Source organism: Ochrobactrum sp. Q0168 (assembly GCF_016427605.1).
Classification (GTDB): Bacteria; Pseudomonadota; Alphaproteobacteria; order Rhizobiales; family Rhizobiaceae; genus Brucella.
Map to the genome: position 1 here is coordinate 754,063 of NZ_JAELXQ010000002.1, position 18,647 is coordinate 772,709.

Sequence of the window (18,647 nt, forward strand, 5' to 3'; positions counted from 1 at the left end):
ATGAACTATGACTATATCATCGTTGGCGGCGGGCCTGCCGGTTGTGTTCTCGCCAATCGATTGAGCGAAGATGCGTCCGCAAAAGTGTTGCTGCTGGAGGCTGGTGGCAGCGACTGGAATCCGCTGTTCCATATGCCCGCGGGCTTTGCCAAAATGACAAAGGGCGTGGCCAGCTGGGGGTGGGAAACAGTTCCGCAGAAGCATATGAAGAACCGCGTGCTGCGCTATACGCAGGCGAAGGTCATCGGCGGCGGGTCCAGCATCAATGCGCAGATCTATACGCGGGGCAATGCGGCTGATTACGATCTATGGGCCGATGAAGACAGCTGTACCGGCTGGGATTATCGCAGTGTGCTGCCCTATTTCAAACGCGCCGAGGACAATCAGCGTTTCAACGATGATTATCATTCCTATGGCGGGCCATTGGGCGTTTCCATGCCGTCCGCGCCGCTGCCGATCTGCGATGCCTATATCCGCGCCGGGCAGGAATTGGGCATACCCTATAATCCGGATTTCAACGGGCGCGAACAGGCGGGCGTCGGTTTCTACCAGCTCACCCAGCGCAACCGCCGCCGGTCTTCCGCCTCGCTTGCTTATCTCGCATCGATCAAGGGACGGCGAAACCTGACGGTCAGGATCAATGCGCCAGTCCGAAACATCGTGCTGGAAAAGACGCGCGCCACGGGCGCGGCCCTGATGAGCGGCGAGGTGCTCCGCGCATCGCGGGAAGTCATCGTTTCATCGGGTGCGATCGGCTCGCCGAAGCTTCTGCTGCAATCGGGGATCGGTCCGGCTGATCATCTGAAACAGGTCGGCGTTGCTGTAAAACACGATCTGCCCGGCGTCGGCGAAAACATGCAGGATCATCTCGATCTGTTTGTGATTGCCGAATGCACGGGCGATCACACCTATGACGGCGTGGCAAAGCTGCACCGAACGCTTGGCGCGGGGCTGCAATATATGCTGCTGCGCTCCGGCCCGGTGGCGTCGAGCCTGTTTGAAACGGGCGGTTTCTGGTATGCCGACCCGGAGGCCCGGTCGCCGGACATCCAGTTCCATCTGGGGCTTGGTTCCGGCATTGAAGCTGGTGTCGAGAAGCTGAAGAATGCGGGCGTGACGCTCAATTCCGCCTATCTGCATCCGCGCTCGCGTGGCACCGTTCGGCTGGCATCCAGCGACCCGGCTGCGGCTCCGCTGATCGACCCCAATTACTGGAGCGATCCGCACGATCTGAAAATGTCATTGGAAGGGCTGAAGATCGCGCGCGAAATCATGCAGCAGGACGCCTTGAAACCCTATGTCATGGCCGAACGGCTACCGGGGCCGAAAGTGGTCACGGACGATGATCTGTTCGATTATGCCTGCGCCAATGCCAAGACCGATCACCATCCGGTCGGCACTTGCAAGATGGGCACGGATGCGTCCGCCGTGGTTGATCTGGAACTCAGGGTGCGCGGTCTGGAGGGCTTGCGGGTGTGCGACAGCTCGATCATGCCGCGCGTGCCATCCTGCAACACCAATGCGCCGACAATCATGGTCGGCGAAAAGGGGTCGGACATCATTCGCGGGCGCGATCCGCTGCCGCCGACTGTTTTCTCTTGGGAGAAAAACGAACAGAAGCCGCGCGCGAGGGCTTAATCTGCTCCGTCAGCCGGTTCAAAGCGCAGATAGCCCACGACATCTGAACCCTTGCGGTTCGGATTGTCGGAGGGGTGATTGACGCCATCATTGACGGGAATGACCTTGAAATCAAACGGCGAGACACCTTCCAGACAAGCTGCATTCACGCCGAACTGGTGTGGATTGGAGCGGCGCTGGTGGTGGGTATAGATCCCGCATCTGGAGCAGAAGTAGTGCTTCGCGATACCTGTGTTGAAAGTGTAGAGCGTGAGCGCATCTTCACCTTGCAGAATTTCCAACCCGCCTACCTCCGCTGATACAGCGACCGCTCCGCGCATCCGGCAATAGGAGCAGGTGCAGCGACGCGCGCTGTGCAGGCCATTGGACAGTTTGACGCGAAAACGCACCGCTCCGCAGTGGCAGGCGCCATTGGCTTCCGTGATGTCGGGATTCATTTTTCACTCCATTCTGCTTCCTCGGACGTTATTTTCTTTTCTGCCAGTTTACCACCAGCAAAAACCGATTAAGTTCGTTGCCGGATATGCTTCAGGGAGGGAGCGGCATGAGCGAATTCGCAGTCATCACCGGCGGCAGCACAGGGATCGGCAGGCATCTGGTCACAGCCTTGGCCGATGCGGGCTATGCGGTTGCTTTCAGTTACAAGGACGATGATGAAGCAGCCCAGTCGCTGGTTGACGCAATCGAAGCGAGCGGCGGTCAGGCGCTTGGACTTGTCTGCGATGTCGGCGTGGGGGCGGATGTCGATGCCTTCTTCGATGAAGCATGCAGCTGGTTCGGCGATGCGCCTGACGTGCTCGTCAACAATGCCGGTATCCAGACATGGGGATCACTGCTGGAGCTGGGCGAAGACGAGTGGGACGATGTCATTCGCACCAATTTGAAGGGATGCTTCCTCAACACGCAGGCGGCGGCCAAACGCATGGTGGATGCCGACAAGGGCGGCGCGATCATCAATATCGGTTCGGGCTGCAACAAACTGGCTTTCCCGAAGCTCGTTTCCTACACGGCCTCCAAGGGCGGCATCGAACAGTTCACCAAGGTTTCGGCGGTGGAGCTTGGACCGCATGGCATTCGCGTGAATTGTGTGGCGCCCGGCGCAATCCTCAATGAGCGCACGGCACTGGAACAGCCGGATTATGAGGGCACCTGGGCCGCGATCACGCCATTGCGGCGGGTGGGGAGCGTCGATGATCTGTCCGGTCCGGTGCTTTTCTTTGCGTCCGAGGCGGCGCGTTTCGTGACGGGCCAGACGCTCTGGGTCGATGGCGGCGTCTTCTCGCAGGCGAACTGGCCTTATGACAGGTGATTTTTAAGTGGTGATCCCGACTGGATTCGAACCAGTGGCCTACAGATTAGGAATCTGTCGCTCTATCCTACTGAGCTACGGGACCGACCGTTAAAGCATTTCCAGCAAAAGTGCGTAGCGGTTTTGCGTAGGACAATGCTTAGAAACAAATAGATAGAGCGGTTCCACAATTCCATCTAAACCGGAACCGCTCTAGAGCATCCGCTTTTGCCAGCGATGCCAGCATGTTCGGATGTTTTCGACACATACTGGGTTTCACGGCGGTAGCCAACCCCGCAAAAAGCGGGGCAGGCGGATTTTCTCAAGTTTAACGTGGTGTCAGGCGGCAAGCGCCGTTTCGGCCACCGCCACGAAATAGCTGACGCCATAGGGAATGGCGTCATCGTTGAAGTCATAGGCCGGGTGATGCAGGCCCGGCGTATCGCCATTGCCGATGAAGATATAGGCGCCGGGGCGGGCCTCCAGCATGTAGGAAAAATCTTCCGCCGCCATCATCGGTTCAACATTGGCGTTGACCTTGCCTTCGCCTGCAACGCCGGTGGCAATGCGCTCGGCAAATTCCGTCTGCGCCTCGTGATTGAAGGTGACGGGATAGTTGTTCTTGTAGCGCACGGTGATTTCTGCGCCCGTGGCGGCGGCGATGCCGGCGGCCACTTCACGGATGCGGCGTTCAGCGAAGGCGCGGGTTTCCTTTTGCAACGTGCGGACGGTGCCCGATAGCGTGGCCTTTTCCGGAATCACATTGTAGGCCTCGCCCGCGATGAATTTCGTGACCGAAATGACGAGCGAATCCAGCGGATCGGTATTGCGCGAGACGATGCCCTGCAAGGCGATCATCAGCTGCGAACCGGCAAGGATCGGATCGATGGTGCGGTGCGGCTGCGCTGCGTGCCCGCCGCGACCGCTGACGAAGAGATCGAATTCGTCGGTCGCCGCCATGATCGGGCCCTTGCACATGGCAAACTGACCCACGGGCAAACCTGGCATATTATGCACGCCATAGACCTCCGAAATGCCGTAGCGATCCATGACCCCGTCTTCGACCATGGCAAGGCCGCCCGCGCCGCCTTCTTCGGCGGGCTGGAACAGCAGCGCGACCGAGCCGCGGAAATTGCGGGTCTCGCTCAGATATTGCGCAGCGCCCAGCAGCATGGACGTGTGCCCGTCATGGCCGCAGGAATGCGCCTTGCCGGGATTGCGCGAGGCCCATTCGACGCCGCTGGTTTCGGTGATTGGTAGCGCGTCCATATCGGCACGCAGACCGATGGCCGGGCCGTCGCCGTGTCGGCCCTTGATGATGCCGACCACGCCGGAACGGCCGACGCCGGTTTCCACATGGTCGCAGCCGAAAGCTTTCAGCTTTTCGGCGACGAAATTGGCGGTGTCGTGCACGTCGTAGAGCAGTTCGGGATTCTGGTGAAGCTGGCGACGCCAACCGGCGATTTCCGCCTGCGTTTCTACGGCACGATTAAGCACTGGCATTTCGGAGAGGCTCCCGTATGGGTCGGTATGGGCATGGGTAACAGGTGTGATTTGAAGGAAACAGGATATGACGTTTCGGTGAAATCCGGCAATCCCTGTTTGCCTTTTCCTCGCCACATGGCATAGATAAGAGCAACGCAAATCCTCCATATATGACCGAACGTGTCGTGTGTCGCCCTGATGGCGATTTGGAACCATTGAATTGAACCGTGCAAACGGAGACCCGCAGAAATTGTGGGCCATTATTGATTGGAACTGCGCAATGTTGTCGAAGTCGTTGAAAATCCTGGTTGCTGCCGCAGCAATGGCTGGCACGGCGATGGGAGCGGCGCTGGCCAATCCGTCAATTGCTGTCGATGTGGCAACCGGCAAGGTTTATGCCCAAAAGGACGCGTTCCAGCGCTGGTATCCGGCTTCGCTCACCAAGCTGATGACGACCTATGTTACGTTTCGCGCGCTCCAGTCCGGTCGCATGACGCTTGAATCGCCGGTACCGATGACGGTTCGCGCCGCCAAGGAACCGCCGAGCAAGATGGGCTATAAGCCGGGTTCCGTGATGACGCTCGATACCGCGCTGAAGATCATGCTCGTCAAATCCGCCAACGACGTGGCCGTTGCCGTCGGCGAGGCAGTCGGTGGCAGTGAAGCTGGCTTCGTACAGCTCATGAATGCGGAAGCGCAGCGTCTCGGCATGGTCGGATCTCATTTCGCCAATCCGAACGGCCTGCATGATCCGAACAACTATACGACGGCGCGTGATCTGGCGGTTCTCGCCGTTCAGATCCGCCGCGAATTCCCGCAATATGCGCATTATTTCGCGACCGAGGCCATCGATCCGGGCGCGGGCAAGAAGGTTCAGGCCAACTACAATATCCTGCTGGGCCGTTATGACGGCGCCGACGGCATGAAGACCGGTTTCGTCTGTGCTTCCGGCTTCAACCTGGCCGGTTCCGCCACGCGTAACGGTCGCACCGTGCTTGCCATCGTGCTTGGCGCGGATCGTCAGGAAACGCGTGCGGTGCAGGCGGCGCAGCTGATGACGGATGCTTTCCGGGACAACACGTCCGGCGGTGCAACGCTTGCCACGCTGCGGCCAACCGCAGGCGGCAATCTCAATGAGGCTGTCGATATGCGCAAGGCGATTTGCAGCCAGCAGGCCATGGCTGACCGTTGGGACGGGCGCGATGTCGAAGGCAAGCTGAAGATCAACTCGCCCTATATTCACGCCATGGATCACGATCCGGTTGCCGTGCAGGTTGGACTTGTGTCCGAACCGGGCCCTGTTACCAAGCCGAGCCAGTTGCACATCTCGCAAGTGCCCGTGCCGATGCCGCGCCCGCAGCGCGCGGTGGGCGTAAAAACAACCGCGATCAACTGATCCTCCACGGCGTCGGGCCGGTGTTGTCGGCCCGATCTGTCGCGTTCTTAAAGTGTCGCGCCCTCAAAGTTTGAAGTGTTTGCCATGCCAAATCCTATTCCCGTCTCCGTGCTGACCGGCTTTCTGGGCTCGGGCAAGACGACACTGCTCAACCGGCTTCTGAAAGACCCGGCCTTGAGCGATACCGCCGTGATCATCAATGAATTTGGCGAAGTGGGCATCGATCACCTGCTGGTCGAACAGGCCAGCGAAGGTGTTATCGAGTTGTCCGACGGCTGCCTCTGCTGCACCGTGCGCGGCGAACTGGTGGATACGCTGGCCGATTTGATCGACCGCCTGCAGACCGGGCGTATCAAGGCGCTGAAGCGGGTCATCATCGAAACCACCGGCCTTGCGGATCCTGCGCCGGTTCTGCATTCGATCATGGGGCATCCTGTGCTGATGCAGGCCTTCCGGCTCGATGGCGTACTGACGACTGTCGATGCCGTGAACGGCATGGCCACGCTCGACAATCACGAGGAAGCCGTCAAGCAGGCGGCGATGGCCGACCGCATCATTCTGACAAAGTCGGATTTGCCGGAAGCGCAAGCGGGCTTGCAGGCGCTGAAAGCGCGGTTGCGGGCGCTCAATCCGGGTGCCGAAATTCTTACGGCAGGCGATGAGCGCACCGGTTATGCGGCTTTGTTCGAATGCGGATTATACAATCCCGAGACCAAGACGGCGGACGTGCAGCGCTGGCTCAAGGCGGAAGCCTATGAGCATAATGACCATCATCATCATCACGACCATGCGCATCATCATGATCACGGGCACGACCATGACCATGTTTGCGGCCCCGATTGCGGTCACGACCGTCATCATGGGCATCATCATGCGCATCATCACCATCATGACGATGCCATCCGCTCGTTTTCACTGCGGCACGATGCGCCTATTCCGCTTTCGACCTTCGAGATGTTCCTCGACCTGTTGCGCTCGACCCATGGCGAGAAGCTGCTGCGCGTCAAAGGCATCGTACAGATCGCCGAAGACCCAGAACGTCCGGTGGTGATCCACGGCGTGCAGAAAATCTTCCATCCGCCAGCGCGTCTGCCGCAATGGCCGCAGGGTGAGAAGCAGACGCTTCTGGTGATGATCGTCAAGGATCTGCCGGAAAGCTATGTGCGGGAATTGTTCGACGCGTTTCTGGGCCGTCCCAGCCTCGATCGGCCAGATCGCGCGGCCCTGATGGAAAACCCGCTGGCAATTCCGGGCTTTTCACCGAAGCATTGAATCTTATTTTTTCTGGATCAGGAAACGCTGCACGGTTTCATTGCGCTCATGTTCAATGAGCGCATGGCCTTCCTGGGCGCAGAAATGCGGCAGGTCGATACCGGAAAGCGGGTCGGTCGCCTCGACCCAAAGCTGCGCGCCGCTTGGCATTTTTTCCAGACGATGACGGGTTTTTAAAACCGGAAGGGGGCATTTCAGCCCCCTCAGGTCATAAACGGGAATGCGCGGCTCGGCAGAGGTCAGTTGCCGACGATCTTCCACCATGGCTTTTTCGCTTCCGGTGCAGCTGCGGGCGCAGGCTGATCGATATTCTGTGCAATCGTGCTGCCCGTCGTAACCGGCGAAACCTCGGCAGGCATTGCCGGGGACTGGGCAGCGCTTTGGGCCGGATTCTGCTGCGGCATCGGCACAGAAGCCGTGACCGGAGCAGCTGCTGGAGCCGTGACCGGTGCCGCAACGGGCGCGGTTGCGGCAATTGCAGTCGCCGGCTGTGCAAGTGCGGGCGTTGCTGGACGGATATCCGGCGCGCCAGCCTTTTCAGCCGATGACGGTGTGAGCGAAGGCGGTTCGCGGGTTACCTTCTCGCCGCGGGCGCGGGCAGCGCTCCATGCCGAAACGAGCTTGGCTTCGGTCAGGCCCTGGATCGACGGAGCAGGGGCCTTCTGCGAAGCGCTGAAGGCGCTCTGGAAGGTCTTTTCATAAGATGCATAGGCCGTCGACATCGCATCGGTGTTGGCCGATGGCGGGCAGGCGTCTGTTGCCGAGAGCGGTTTTCCGTCCGGCGAAGCGACGTTGAACACGTAACGCTTCTCGCAAACATCAACCTTCGGCGGAACCTTGGTCACTTCGAAAGCGTCATAACCCTGCTTCAGCATTTTCCAGAAGCCGTAATTCGGGTCGCTCTTATAGCGCGCCATATTGGCGTTCGTCATGCGGAACGGGAAAGCCTGAATCTGGAAGTCGCGCTGGCCGCCCTTGAAGGCGTCGCGTCCGAAGGCGTAGATTTCAGAAACGCTCTCATCGGTCATCGAATAGCAGCCCGACGACGAGCATGCGCCATGCACCATCAGGTTCTGGCCCGTGCGCCCGTTGGCTCGGTCATAAGCGTTGGGGAAACCGATGTTGAAGGCGAGATAATAATTGGATTTCGGGTTCATCTGCGTCGGATGGACGGTGTAGAAACCTTCCGGCGCCTGACGGTCACCCTCAATATATTTCGGTCCGAGCTTGCCCGACCATTTGCAGATTTCATAAGAGGCAATCTGGTCGTACTTGCCGTTATTCTTCTGCTTCCAAACTTCGAGAACGCCTTCTTCCTTGAAGATTCTGACCAGAATTGGCGAGGTGCGGGTCATGCCCTTCGCCTTCATCTTGGTGACGATCTTCTCGGGAAGCGGCTTTTCAGCGCGCAAGCTCAGGTCGGATACGGACGAGCCTTGACACCCCGCGAGAAGCGCGGTTGCCATGACGGTTCCAAGTATTGCGGTTCTGATCTTCATATCGCATCGAGTCTGTTAGAACGGTGCAAGAGACGATTTCCTGCAAGGGTGATTTTGACAACCAAACCTTACGGTATCGTTTACAAATCCTTGCCTGGATATCTAAAAATTAACGCGACGGCAATATGGCGGAAATGACGTGAAGATGCAAATCCGGGTTGTGAAGAACATCCCGGATGAAAAATGGTAAAAAAGACAGGGTTTTTAGAGCGGTTCCGGTTAAAACGGAATCGTGGAACCGCTCTATCTATTAGCTATTACGCATTATCCGACGCAAAACCGCTACGCACTTTTGCTGGAAATGCTCTAGAGATTACGGCCGATCTGGAGGAATTTCTGGCGGCGTTCCTGCTTCAGCGTCTCGCCGTCGATATCCTTCATCGAGCGTAACGATGCCGTGATCATGTCGCCCGCAGCGTCGATGACGGCTTCCTTGCCGCGATGCGCGCCGCCGAGCGGCTCAGGAATGATGCCGTCGATGACCTTGAGGTCGAACAGATCCTGCGCGGTGATGCGCATGTTGGAGGCGGCATCCTTGGCGCGGGTGGAATCGTGCCAGAGGATCGAGGCCGCACCTTCCGGCGAGATCACCGAATAGATCGAATGTTCGAGCATATAGACGCGGTTGGCGACGGCAATCGCGATAGCGCCGCCCGAACCGCCTTCACCGATGATGATCGAGACCACCGGCACGCGCAGGCGCAAACATTCGGCGGTGGAACGCGCAATGGCTTCCGCCTGACCGCGTTCTTCCGCGCTGACGCCCGGATAGGCGCCTGCGGTATCAACCAGAGTGATCAGCGGCAGCTGGAAACGGTCGGCCATTTCCATGATGCGAACGGCCTTGCGATAGCCCTCTGGACGAGCCGAGCCGAAATTGTGCTTGAGGCGCGTCTTGGTGTCGGAACCTTTTTCCTGACCGAGAATGGCAACCGGCTGGCCGTTGAAACGGGCAAAGCCTGCCTGGATCGCCTCGTCATTGGCGAACTGGCGATCACCGGCGAGCGGCGTGAATTCCGTAAACAGCCGGTCGATATATTCCAGGCAGTGCGGACGATCCGGGTGACGGGCGATCTGCGCCTTCTGCCACGGGGTCAGCTTGCGATAGATATCTTTCAGCGCATCGGCCGAACGCTTCTCGAGGCGGCGAATCTCGTCGCTCATCTCAACGCTGCCTTGTTCCTGCGCGAGCTTCTTCAGCTCAAGAATCTGGCCTTCGAGATCGGCGACGGGTTTTTCAAAATCGAGATAGTTATACATCGGGCCTGACTGTTCGTGCGTTTCTAATGAGCTCGCCGCAATTGCGTGCCTGAAGAAGGCTGTTTTACGGCGCTTTACATATTCACTGCGGGCTCAACTTGCAAATTTTGACTTTCTCATAACCGGAGCGGGCTCAATCGGCAAGCGGATGATGTTCGCTGACCAGTTTATGCAGTCTTTCCTCAAGCACATGCGTATAAATCTGCGTGGTCGAAATATCGGCATGGCCGAGCAATTGCTGCACGGTGCGCAAATCAGCGCCATTTTGCAAAAGATGGCTGGCAAAGGCGTGGCGCAGAACATGGGGCGAAATGGCGGCGGCGGAAAGATTGGCGCGGGCGGCGAGCCCTTTCAATTCACGGGCAAAAACCTGTCGCGCCAGGTGTCCGCTTTCGGAGAAAGCCGGAAACAGCCACGGGTTCTCGTCGCAGGCGGGGAGGGAATCGCGCAAGGTCAAAAATGCCTGCAACGCATCCCGCGCCTTGGTCGACAGCGGCACCATGCGATCTTTCGAGCCCTTGCCCCGCACCAGCAGGAAGCGGTGATCGGTGCGCGCAACGCGGACCGGCAGGCCCACCAGCTCCGAAACACGCAAGCCCGTGGCGTAAAGCGTTTCAATCAAGGCATGGAGGCGTAGCGCCTTGATGCGCTCGCCCTGTTCTTGCGCCTCGCCTGCTTCCAGCGCCGCGCGGTCGAGAAGGCGGCTGACCTGATCGACGCTCATGATTTTCGGCAGCGGCTTCTGCTTTTTTGGCGCATCGATGACGCCGGTGGGGTCGTCCTGCCGAAAACCTTCCGCATAGAGAAAGCGGAAGAACTGGCGCAGCGCCGACAGACGCCGCGCCTGCGATGTTGCGGCAAAGCCTTCCGTCGCCATGCCGTCAAGCACCGAGCGAATGTGATCGGCCTGCGCCTCTACCAGATTAATGCCGCGCTCGCCCAGCGCATCCGCTGTCGCGTAAAGATCACGCGCATAGGATTCGAGCGTATTGCCCGCCGCGCCCCGTTCGGCGCTCATCATTTCGAGGAAATTTTCAATCGCCAGCGATGCGCGCATTGTTATTCCTGTACAGGCGTGGTGGTTTCAGTCGCTGGCGCTTCGGTCGCCGCTGTCGGAGGCGTTGGCGCAATCGGCACAGGCTTCAGTTTGGAAGCCGGAATTTCCACCTTCATTTCCTGGGTCTGCGGCTCGACGAAATTCGCAAGCGCGTACATCGCAGCATAGGCAATGGCTGCGATCACGAGGAGAAAAGCGATGAGGCGCGTCAGCGTAGGCATCTGTCGTTTATGATGCGCCATTGCGGTGAAAGCAAGAATGTCGGTGGCATCGCCGCAAAAAGCCGCCATTCCTGCTTTCAGATTCCATGAAAGCAATTGACGCCGCCCGGTTTTTCATGTGGAACCGTCCCAAATGGATGAGGTTGATGAGCAGTATTGAAAAACAAGCCGGTTCACAGGAGAAGGCGGGGCTTCATGGCCGGGCCGACGCTATTCGTGGCCTGCTCGGTACGAAGGTTCTGGTGCTGGTCGGCCTGATGGGCGCGGGCAAGTCCACCATTGGCCGCAAGATGGCTTCGATGCTCGGCCTTCCTTTCCGCGATGCCGATACGGAAATCGAAGCCGTCTCGCGCATGACGATACCCGAACTGTTCGAAGCCTATGGCGAGGCGGAGTTCCGCGACCTCGAACGCCGCGTGATCCTGCGTCTTCTCGATGACGGCCCGATGGTGCTTGCCACCGGCGGCGGCGCTTACATGAATGCCGAAACGCGCGCCGCCATTGGCGCTGCGGGTGTTTCCATCTGGCTGAACGCCGATATCGACGTGCTGATGGACAGGGTGTCCCGCCGCCAGAACCGGCCGCTTTTGCGCAATAGCGATCCGCGCGCCGTGATGCAGAAACTGATGAACGAGCGCTATCCGGTTTATGCGCTTGCCGATCTGCACATGATGACGCGCGAAGAGAAGAAAGAAATCATCGCCGACGAGCTGATCGAGGTTCTCGTCCAGCATCTGGAAAAGCGGCCTCTGGAAAAATCGACTGGAGAATAAGCATGAATGCGCCTTCGTCCGCCCATGACAGTGTTACCGTACCGGTTTCGCTGGGAGAGCGCTCTTATGATATCCTGATCGGCAAGGGCCTCGTCGACCGTGCGGGCGCGGAAGTTGCCAAGCGACTGAAGGGCGCGCGCGTTGCCATCGTCACCGATGAAAATGTCGCCAGGGCGCATCTTGAGCGGCTGCGGACAAGCTTTGGCAATGCCGGTATAGAAGCCACGCCCGTTATTGTGGCACCGGGCGAAAAGTCTAAATCCTTTGCGACGCTTGAAACCGTCACCAATGCCATTCTGGCGGCCCGGCTGGAGCGCGGCGATGCGCTGGTGGCTTTCGGCGGCGGGGTAGTGGGTGACCTGTCCGGCTTTGTGGCGGGGATCGTGCGGCGCGGCATGAATTTCGTGCAGATGCCGACCTCGCTTCTGGCGCAAGTGGATTCCTCGGTTGGCGGCAAAACGGGCATCAACACCGCTTACGGCAAGAACCTCGTCGGCGTTTTCTACCAGCCGCAGCTGGTGCTGGCCGATACCGACGTGCTGGATACGCTGAGCCCGCGTGAATTCCGGGCCGGTTACGCGGAAGTCGCCAAATATGGTCTCATCGACCGCCCGGATTTTTTCGCCTGGCTGGAGAAAAACTGGCAGGAGGTTTTTGCCGGTGGTGCGGCGCGCACCGAAGCAATTGCCGAATCCTGCCGTTCCAAGGCCGCTGTGGTGGCGCGCGACGAGCGCGAAACGGGTGACCGCGCGCTGCTTAATCTCGGGCACACATTCGGCCACGCGCTGGAGACGGCGACGGGATACGATTCCAGCCGTCTGGTGCATGGCGAGGGCGTCGCCATCGGCATGGCGCTGGCGCATCGTTTTTCGGTGAAGATGAATCTGGCCGGTGTGGAGGCGGCGGAGCGGGTCGAGGCGCATCTGAAGGCTGTCGGCCTGCCGACCGCGCTTGGCGAGGTGCCGGGTGGCTTGCCGCCTGCGGAAAAGCTGATGGATTATATCGCGCAGGACAAGAAAGTGGCGCGCGGCGCGCTCACCTTCATTCTCACCCACGGGATCGGCCAGTCCTTCATCGCGAAGGATGTGCCGCCCGCTGCCGTGCTGGAGTTTCTGAAAGAACGTCTTAACGCCGCTTGATCAGCGGCGCGTCGGTTCGCCGGGCGCGGACGGTTCCAGCGCCAGCGCATGAACGCCGTTGTCCAGCTCGTCTTTAAGGACCTCGTTGATGGCGCGATGACGCTGGACGCGACTGAGACCGGTAAAAGCATCGGAGACGATCCGGACACGAAAATGCGTCTCGCCGGAGCCATCAAAAGCGGCATGGTGATCGCTGTCGTGATGATGATGGCCAGCGTGAAGGTGGCTTTCATTAATGATTTCAAGCCATTCTGGTGCAAAAGCTGCGGTCAGTTTCGCTTCCATCACGTCTTGTTTGCTATTGTGAATGGACATTTGGGCTCGTTCTCCCCATATACACGCTGTGCTTCATATAGACTCAAGCCCCCTCGGCCCAAGGTGGGGCAAATCCGCACAGGAACCCGATCCGCTTCAAAATTTCGCCCAGTTGAAATGGCCAAAAGCCCGACCGGACGAAATGTCAATTCTTGTTTAGCAACCCCTTAATCCGCATAATTGATTCGATGACCACGAACTCCAAACTTTTCGACAGTATCCGCATCCGCCCGAAGAAGACGCAGGAGGCCAAGTCCAGCGGCCCTTGCTGCCAATGGGACGGTTGTGACAAGCCTGGCACGCATCGCGCGCCGGTCGGACGCATGCGCGAAGGGGAATATTTCCACTTCTGCATCGATCACGTGCGGGAATATAATAAGAATTTCAACTATTTCTCCGGCCTTGCCGATGGAGATATCGCCAAGTTCCAGAAGGACGCCGTCACCGGCCATCGTCCGACCTGGTCGACGGCCGCGAATTCGACAGCCAAGGCGCGCACCTCGCCGGACATGGCCAAGATGCGTTCCGGTTCGGCCTCCTATCACAATCGCATCCGTGATCCGTTCAATTTCGTGAAGGACGCAAAGGGGCAGGCGCCCAGCGCGACAGCCAAGCGCAAGCCGCGTACGCTGGAAATCAAAGCGCTCGCCACGCTCGGGCTTGAACCGAATTCGACTAGCGATAAAATCAAGGCGCGCTATAAAGAGCTGGTAAAGCAGCACCATCCCGATGCGAATGGTGGTGACCGCGGTTCGGAAGAGAGATTCCGCGATGTCATTCAGGCTTATCAATTGCTCAAGCAGGCAGGTTTTTGCTAGAGCATGAGAGATTGGCCAGTCTTGAACTGGCCGGTTTTCGGTTGATTAAGTCGCGCTGTGGCTCAAGCCGCATTTATGCGACGCCAGATGTTTTCATCTGGCTGCAAGATGCTCTGACGGACATTCTCCTGCCGCGCTCACAAGCGCGGATTCAAGCATGGATGCCCGCAACGAACGACGGAAGGGGCATACCACCGGCTTGCCGGATTTTATGCCCCGGATGATACTTGGATGTCGCGGCCGGACAGTCCTGCCGCCCTGGAGGCATGATGAACAAGGTTGAGCGGGATATAGCCAATTTGCCGGATACGACGGTTTCGGTGCGTGAAGTGTTCGGTATAGATTCCGACATGAAGGTGCCGGCCTATGCGGCGGGCGACTCCTATGTGCCGGAGCGTGATCCGGATTATCTTTTCGACCGTCAGACGACGCTCGCGATCCTGGCCGGTTTTGCCTATAACCGCCGCGTGATGGTTTCGGGCTATCACGGCACGGGTAAATCGACCCATATCGAACAGGTTGCATCGCGCCTGAACTGGCCTTGCGTCCGCGTCAATCTCGACAGCCATGTCAGCCGTATCGACCTCGTCGGCAAGGATGCCATCGTCGTCAAGGACGGCGTGCAGGTCACGGAATTCAAGGAAGGCATTCTGCCCTGGGCCTATCAGCATAATGTCGCGCTGGTCTTCGACGAATATGATGCCGGTCGTCCGGACGTGATGTTCGTCATCCAGCGCGTGCTGGAAACCTCCGGTCGCCTCACGCTGCTCGACCAGAGCCGCGTTATTCATCCGCATCCGGCTTTCCGTCTGTTCGCGACCGCCAATACGGTGGGTCTCGGCGATACGACCGGCCTTTATCACGGCACGCAGCAGATCAATCAGGCGCAGATGGACCGCTGGTCGATCGTGACGACGCTCAACTATCTGCCGCACGACAACGAAGTGAACATCGTTCTCGCCAAGGCCAAGCAATTCCAGAACCCGGAAGGCCGCGAGATCGTCAACAAGATGGTTCGCGTTGCCGACATGACCCGTCAGGCTTTCATCAACGGCGATCTTTCGACCGTGATGAGCCCGCGCACGGTCATCACCTGGGCTGAGAATGCGGCGATCTTCGGCAATGATGTCGGCTTTGCCTTCCGCCTGACCTTCCTCAACAAGTGCGATGAACTGGAACGTGCGACGGTGGCTGAGTTCTATCAGCGCGCCTTTGGCACCGAACTGCCGGAATCGGCAGCCAATATCGTTCTGGCCTGATGCAGCTCTCCCGAGGGCGGAGATCGCTTTCGGGGCGAGACATGCATAGAGACAATTGACGATGCCTGTCGCCGCCATGGCGGCAGGGCCTTGATTTGATGGGAAGCGAGATAGGCATATGTCAGGCCAGATGTCAGGAATGGGCGACAATTCGCGTGAGCGCAAGCCGGGGCCGGTAGATTCCGAGCCGTTCAAGCGCGCGATCACGGCTTGCATGCGCGCCATTTCCGGCGAAAACGAGCTGGAAGTGGCGTTCAGCAATGATCGCCCCGCTCTGACGGCCAATCGCGCCCGACTGCCCGATCTGCCGAAGCGTCCGACCGCGCACGATATCGCCGTAACCCGCGGCCTCGGCGACTCGATGGCGTTGCGTCAGGCGCGCCACAATCCCCGCATTCATGCGAGTCTTGCGCCGGAAGGCAAGCAGGCCCGCGCCATTTATGATGCCGTCGAACAGGCCCGTGTCGAGGCCATCGGCGCGCGCGCCATGGCAGGCGTTGCCGACAATCTGGCGACCATGCTGGCCGATAAATATGCCAAGGCGAATTTCTCCGCCGTGACGGACAAGGAAGATGCGCCGCTTGAAGAAGCGGTGTCGCTCTTGTTGCGCGAAAAGCTGACCGGACGGGCGGCGCCTGCGGAAGCGGGCCAGGTGCTGGAGCTGTGGCGTGACTGGATCGAGCAGAAGGCTGGCGGCGATCTGGCGCGTCTTGGTGAAAATCTCGACGACCAGCAGGCTTTTGCGCGCACTGTGCGCGATATGCTCGCTTCCATGGACATGGCTGAAGAGCTGTCGCAGGAAGAGCCGAGCGACGATCAGGAGCAGAACGAGGAACAGACGCCGGATTCCGACGAGAACGAGGAAGGCGGCGACGAGAGCCAGGAAGGTTCCGATTCGGCTGAAAGCGAAGAATCGGACAGTTCCAGCGAAGAAGGCGAGCAGGGCGAGATGGACGCCGCCGATGCGTCGGCCGACGACATGGACGATAGCGAGGATATCGACGCGGAAACGCCGGGCGATACGCGCCGTCCAAACCAGCCTTTCGCCAATTTTGCCGAGCAGATCGACTACAAGGTTTTCACGCGCGAATTCGACGAGGAAGTCGAGGCGACGGATCTGTGCGACGAGGCGGAGCTCGACCGTCTGCGCAGCTTTCTCGACAAGCAGCTTGCCAATTTGCAGGGCGTGGTTGGCCGTCTCGCTAATCGCCTGCAGCGCCGCCTGATGGCGCAGCAGAGCCGTTCCTGGGATTTCGATCTGGAAGAGGGCTATCTCGACTCGGCACGTCTCGTGCGCATCGTGATCGATCCGACCCAGCCTCTATCCTACAAGATGGAGCGCGACACGGATTTCCGCGATACGGTGGTGACGCTGGTGCTGGATAATTCCGGTTCCATGCGTGGTCGTCCGATCACGGTTGCGGCCACCTGTGCGGATATTCTGGCCCGCACGCTGGAACGTTGCGGCGTGAAGGTCGAGATTCTCGGTTTCACGACCAAGGCCTGGAAGGGCGGTCAGTCGCGCGAGGCATGGCTATCGCGTGGCAAGCCGGCAAATCCGGGTCGCCTCAACGATCTGCGCCACATCGTCTATAAGAGCGCTGACGCGCCATGGCGTCGCGCACGGCGCAATCTGGGCCTGATGATGCGCGAAGGGCTTCTCAAGGAGAATATCGACGGTGAAGCGCTGATTTGGGCGCATCAGCGCCTGTTGGGCCGTCCCGAGCAGCGCAAGATCCTGATGATGATATCGGACGGCGCGCCGGTGGATGATTCCACGCTGTCGGTCAATCCGGGCAACTATCTGGAACGGCATCTGCGCGCCGTGATTGAAGAAATCGAAACGCGCTCGCCGGTCGAGCTGATCGCCATCGGTATCGGCCACGATGTGACCCGCTATTACCGCCGTGCCGTGACGATTGTCGATGCGGAAGAGCTGGCAGGCGCGATGACCGAGCAGCTTGCATCCCTGTTCGAGGGACAGGGCGCGGCAGCAGCCGGTAATGGCAAACGCCGGGCTGGCGGAAGACGTTAAAATAAAAAGGGGCTGATAAGCCCCTTTTTATGCCTTCTCTACGGTCGCCCGACCGGCTGCATACAGAGTTGGGGCGAATATGGCGAGGATTGCGCCATAGGGAATCAGCATCAGCGTTCCCATGATGACCTTCACGAAGAAATCACCGAAGGCGAGTGACGCCCAAAGCGGCACGCCAAGACCGAGGAACGATGCCGGTTCCGACAGTGACGAATCAGGCATTCCCGTCAGCTTATCGATCCACGCAAAGCCCGCCGCAAAAGCGATCGAGAAGAACAGGATCGTGTCCAGCACCGAGCCGAACATGGCGGCGGCGAAGGGCGCTTTCCACCAGGTCTTGCGGCGCAGGCGGTCGAAGACGGAGATGTCCATCAGCTGTGCCAGCAGAAAGGCTGAGCCTGAAGCAATGGCGATGCGGGGCGTTGCCAGCCAGATCGACATGACGACGCCGAGCACGAAACCCGCATAGACCACCTTGCGCGCTGCGGCGGGCCCGAAGCGGCGATTCGTCAGATCATTGACCAGAAAGGCGACCGGATAGGTGAAGGCGCCATAGGTCAGCACTTCGCCGAGGCCGAAATGCTGGAAAGGATACTGGACCAGAATATTCGATGCGGCGACCGCCACGCACATGGCCAGTATAGCCGGCAAAAGCCGGGACAATACAGGATTTTCAATAGGCATTTTTTTATCCTGGGTGATGGAACCAGCAAAAAAGGCCGACAAACTGTCAGCCTTTTTTGTCAAATCTTCAAGACTGGTATTCTGTCCGAAGCATAATCCTTTTCGAAAAGCCGTTAAACCAGATGGCCTTTCGGGATTATTGCTTAGGCAGCGGCTTCAGCCTGCTTCTTCGCGATCTGGCGCTTCAGAAGACGAGCGCGCTGCGACAGTTCCTTGTCGTCAGACTTGACGAGGAAAGCGTCGAGGCCGCCGCGATGTTCAACCGAACGCAGGGCGTTGGCAGACACGCGCAGACGATAGCTCTGGCCGAGTGCTTCAGAGATCAGGGTAACATTGCAGAGGTTCGGCAGAAAGCGGCGACGCGTCTTGTTGTTCGCGTGGCTGACATTGTTGCCGTACTGGACCGACTTGCCGGTCAATTCACAAGCGCGGGACATTTTGGTCTCACCTTCAATTTTGTTTTCTCAGGCCCCGACCCGAATGTCCGAATTCAAGCATTCAAAGCAAT

At 59.0% G+C, this 18,647-nt stretch carries 19 protein-coding genes and 1 tRNA gene; 9 read left to right on the forward strand and 11 right to left on the reverse strand.

Annotated features, from left to right (window positions below; translation table 11 throughout):
- The gene (locus JAU75_RS07810) at nt 1-1,638 is read left to right on the forward strand and encodes a GMC family oxidoreductase N-terminal domain-containing protein (RefSeq protein WP_199055936.1); all 1,638 of its coding nucleotides are present in this window, start codon (nt 1-3) and stop codon (nt 1,636-1,638) included.
- Here JAU75_RS07810 and JAU75_RS07815 read toward each other — a convergent pair.
- A complete protein-coding gene (locus JAU75_RS07815; RefSeq protein ID WP_199055937.1) occupies nt 1,635-2,075 on the reverse strand; it encodes a GFA family protein in 441 nt (146 codons plus the stop codon). The genes JAU75_RS07810 and JAU75_RS07815 overlap by 4 nt on opposite strands.
- 107 nt (nt 2,076-2,182) lie before the next feature.
- On the opposite strand from JAU75_RS07815, the gene JAU75_RS07820 reads away from it, so the two are divergent.
- The gene (locus JAU75_RS07820; protein ID WP_199055938.1) at nt 2,183-2,947 is read left to right on the forward strand and encodes an SDR family oxidoreductase; all 765 of its coding nucleotides are present in this window, start codon (nt 2,183-2,185) and stop codon (nt 2,945-2,947) included.
- Nucleotides 2,948-2,955: 8 nt separating this feature from the next.
- Here the strand turns inward: JAU75_RS07820 and JAU75_RS07825 are convergent.
- Both JAU75_RS07825 and JAU75_RS07830 read right to left on the reverse strand, forming a co-directional pair.
- Nucleotides 2,956-3,032, reverse strand: a tRNA-Arg gene (locus tag JAU75_RS07825).
- Nucleotides 3,033-3,265: 233 nt separating this feature from the next.
- Entirely contained in the window at nt 3,266-4,429 is a 1,164-nt protein-coding gene (locus tag JAU75_RS07830; protein WP_199055939.1) for a M20 aminoacylase family protein, read from the reverse strand.
- A 262-nt stretch (nt 4,430-4,691) separates the two neighbouring features.
- On the opposite strand from JAU75_RS07830, the gene JAU75_RS07835 reads away from it, so the two are divergent.
- A complete protein-coding gene (locus tag JAU75_RS07835; protein ID WP_199055940.1) occupies nt 4,692-5,807 on the forward strand; it encodes a D-alanyl-D-alanine carboxypeptidase family protein in 1,116 nt (371 codons plus the stop codon).
- A gap of 84 nt (nt 5,808-5,891) precedes the next feature.
- Complete coding sequence (locus JAU75_RS07840) at nt 5,892-7,079, forward strand: GTP-binding protein (protein WP_199055941.1); 1,188 nt, start codon at nt 5,892-5,894, stop codon at nt 7,077-7,079.
- A gap of 3 nt (nt 7,080-7,082) precedes the next feature.
- On the opposite strand, the gene JAU75_RS07845 is transcribed toward JAU75_RS07840, so the two are convergent.
- The 5 genes from JAU75_RS07845 to JAU75_RS07865 form a co-directional block, all read right to left on the reverse strand.
- Nucleotides 7,083-7,340 carry a sulfurtransferase TusA family protein gene (locus JAU75_RS07845; protein WP_371836129.1) on the reverse strand — a complete coding sequence of 86 codons (258 nt, stop codon included), beginning with the start codon at nt 7,338-7,340 and terminating at the stop codon, nt 7,083-7,085.
- A complete protein-coding gene (locus JAU75_RS07850) occupies nt 7,319-8,578 on the reverse strand; it encodes a murein L,D-transpeptidase family protein (RefSeq protein ID WP_199055943.1) in 1,260 nt (419 codons plus the stop codon). The genes JAU75_RS07845 and JAU75_RS07850 overlap by 22 nt, the downstream gene beginning before the upstream one ends.
- Before the next feature lie 306 nt (nt 8,579-8,884).
- Entirely contained in the window at nt 8,885-9,838 is a 954-nt protein-coding gene (locus tag JAU75_RS07855; protein WP_199055944.1) for an acetyl-CoA carboxylase carboxyltransferase subunit alpha, read from the reverse strand.
- Between the two features lie 133 nt (nt 9,839-9,971).
- On the reverse strand, nt 9,972-10,895 hold the full coding sequence (gene xerD / locus JAU75_RS07860) for a site-specific tyrosine recombinase XerD (RefSeq protein WP_199055945.1): 924 nt from the start codon (nt 10,893-10,895) through the stop codon (nt 9,972-9,974).
- Nucleotides 10,896-10,897: 2 nt separating this feature from the next.
- Nucleotides 10,898-11,116, reverse strand: a complete 219-nt coding sequence (locus JAU75_RS07865) for a hypothetical protein (RefSeq protein WP_199056034.1) — start codon at nt 11,114-11,116, stop codon at nt 10,898-10,900.
- Between the two features lie 146 nt (nt 11,117-11,262).
- Here JAU75_RS07865 and JAU75_RS07870 point away from each other — a divergent pair, with 146 nt between their 5' ends.
- Entirely contained in the window at nt 11,263-11,889 is a 627-nt protein-coding gene (locus tag JAU75_RS07870; RefSeq protein WP_247880407.1) for a shikimate kinase, read from the forward strand.
- A gap of 2 nt (nt 11,890-11,891) precedes the next feature.
- On the forward strand, nt 11,892-13,028 hold the full coding sequence (gene aroB / locus JAU75_RS07875) for a 3-dehydroquinate synthase (protein WP_199055946.1): 1,137 nt from the start codon (nt 11,892-11,894) through the stop codon (nt 13,026-13,028).
- Here aroB and JAU75_RS07880 read toward each other — a convergent pair whose 3' ends face one another.
- Nucleotides 13,029-13,343, reverse strand: a complete 315-nt coding sequence (locus JAU75_RS07880; RefSeq protein ID WP_199055947.1) for a BolA family protein — start codon at nt 13,341-13,343, stop codon at nt 13,029-13,031.
- A 188-nt stretch (nt 13,344-13,531) separates the two neighbouring features.
- Here JAU75_RS07880 and JAU75_RS07885 point away from each other — a divergent pair, with 188 nt between their 5' ends.
- From JAU75_RS07885 to cobT, 3 genes are all read left to right on the forward strand, one after another.
- The gene (locus tag JAU75_RS07885) at nt 13,532-14,161 is read left to right on the forward strand and encodes a J domain-containing protein (protein WP_199055948.1); all 630 of its coding nucleotides are present in this window, start codon (nt 13,532-13,534) and stop codon (nt 14,159-14,161) included.
- A gap of 269 nt (nt 14,162-14,430) precedes the next feature.
- Entirely contained in the window at nt 14,431-15,420 is a 990-nt protein-coding gene (gene cobS, locus JAU75_RS07890) for a cobaltochelatase subunit CobS (protein WP_199055949.1), read from the forward strand.
- 118 nt (nt 15,421-15,538) lie between these two features.
- Nucleotides 15,539-17,455 carry a cobaltochelatase subunit CobT gene (gene cobT / locus JAU75_RS07895; protein ID WP_199055950.1) on the forward strand — a complete coding sequence of 639 codons (1,917 nt, stop codon included), beginning with the start codon at nt 15,539-15,541 and terminating at the stop codon, nt 17,453-17,455.
- Nucleotides 17,456-17,482: 27 nt separating this feature from the next.
- Here cobT and JAU75_RS07900 read toward each other — a convergent pair whose 3' ends face one another.
- Nucleotides 17,483-18,139 carry a queuosine precursor transporter gene (locus tag JAU75_RS07900; RefSeq protein ID WP_199055951.1) on the reverse strand — a complete coding sequence of 219 codons (657 nt, stop codon included), beginning with the start codon at nt 18,137-18,139 and terminating at the stop codon, nt 17,483-17,485.
- A gap of 143 nt (nt 18,140-18,282) precedes the next feature.
- On the reverse strand, nt 18,283-18,576 hold the full coding sequence (gene rpmB, locus JAU75_RS07905; protein ID WP_199055952.1) for a 50S ribosomal protein L28: 294 nt from the start codon (nt 18,574-18,576) through the stop codon (nt 18,283-18,285).
- Nucleotides 18,577-18,647 lie beyond the last annotated feature (71 nt).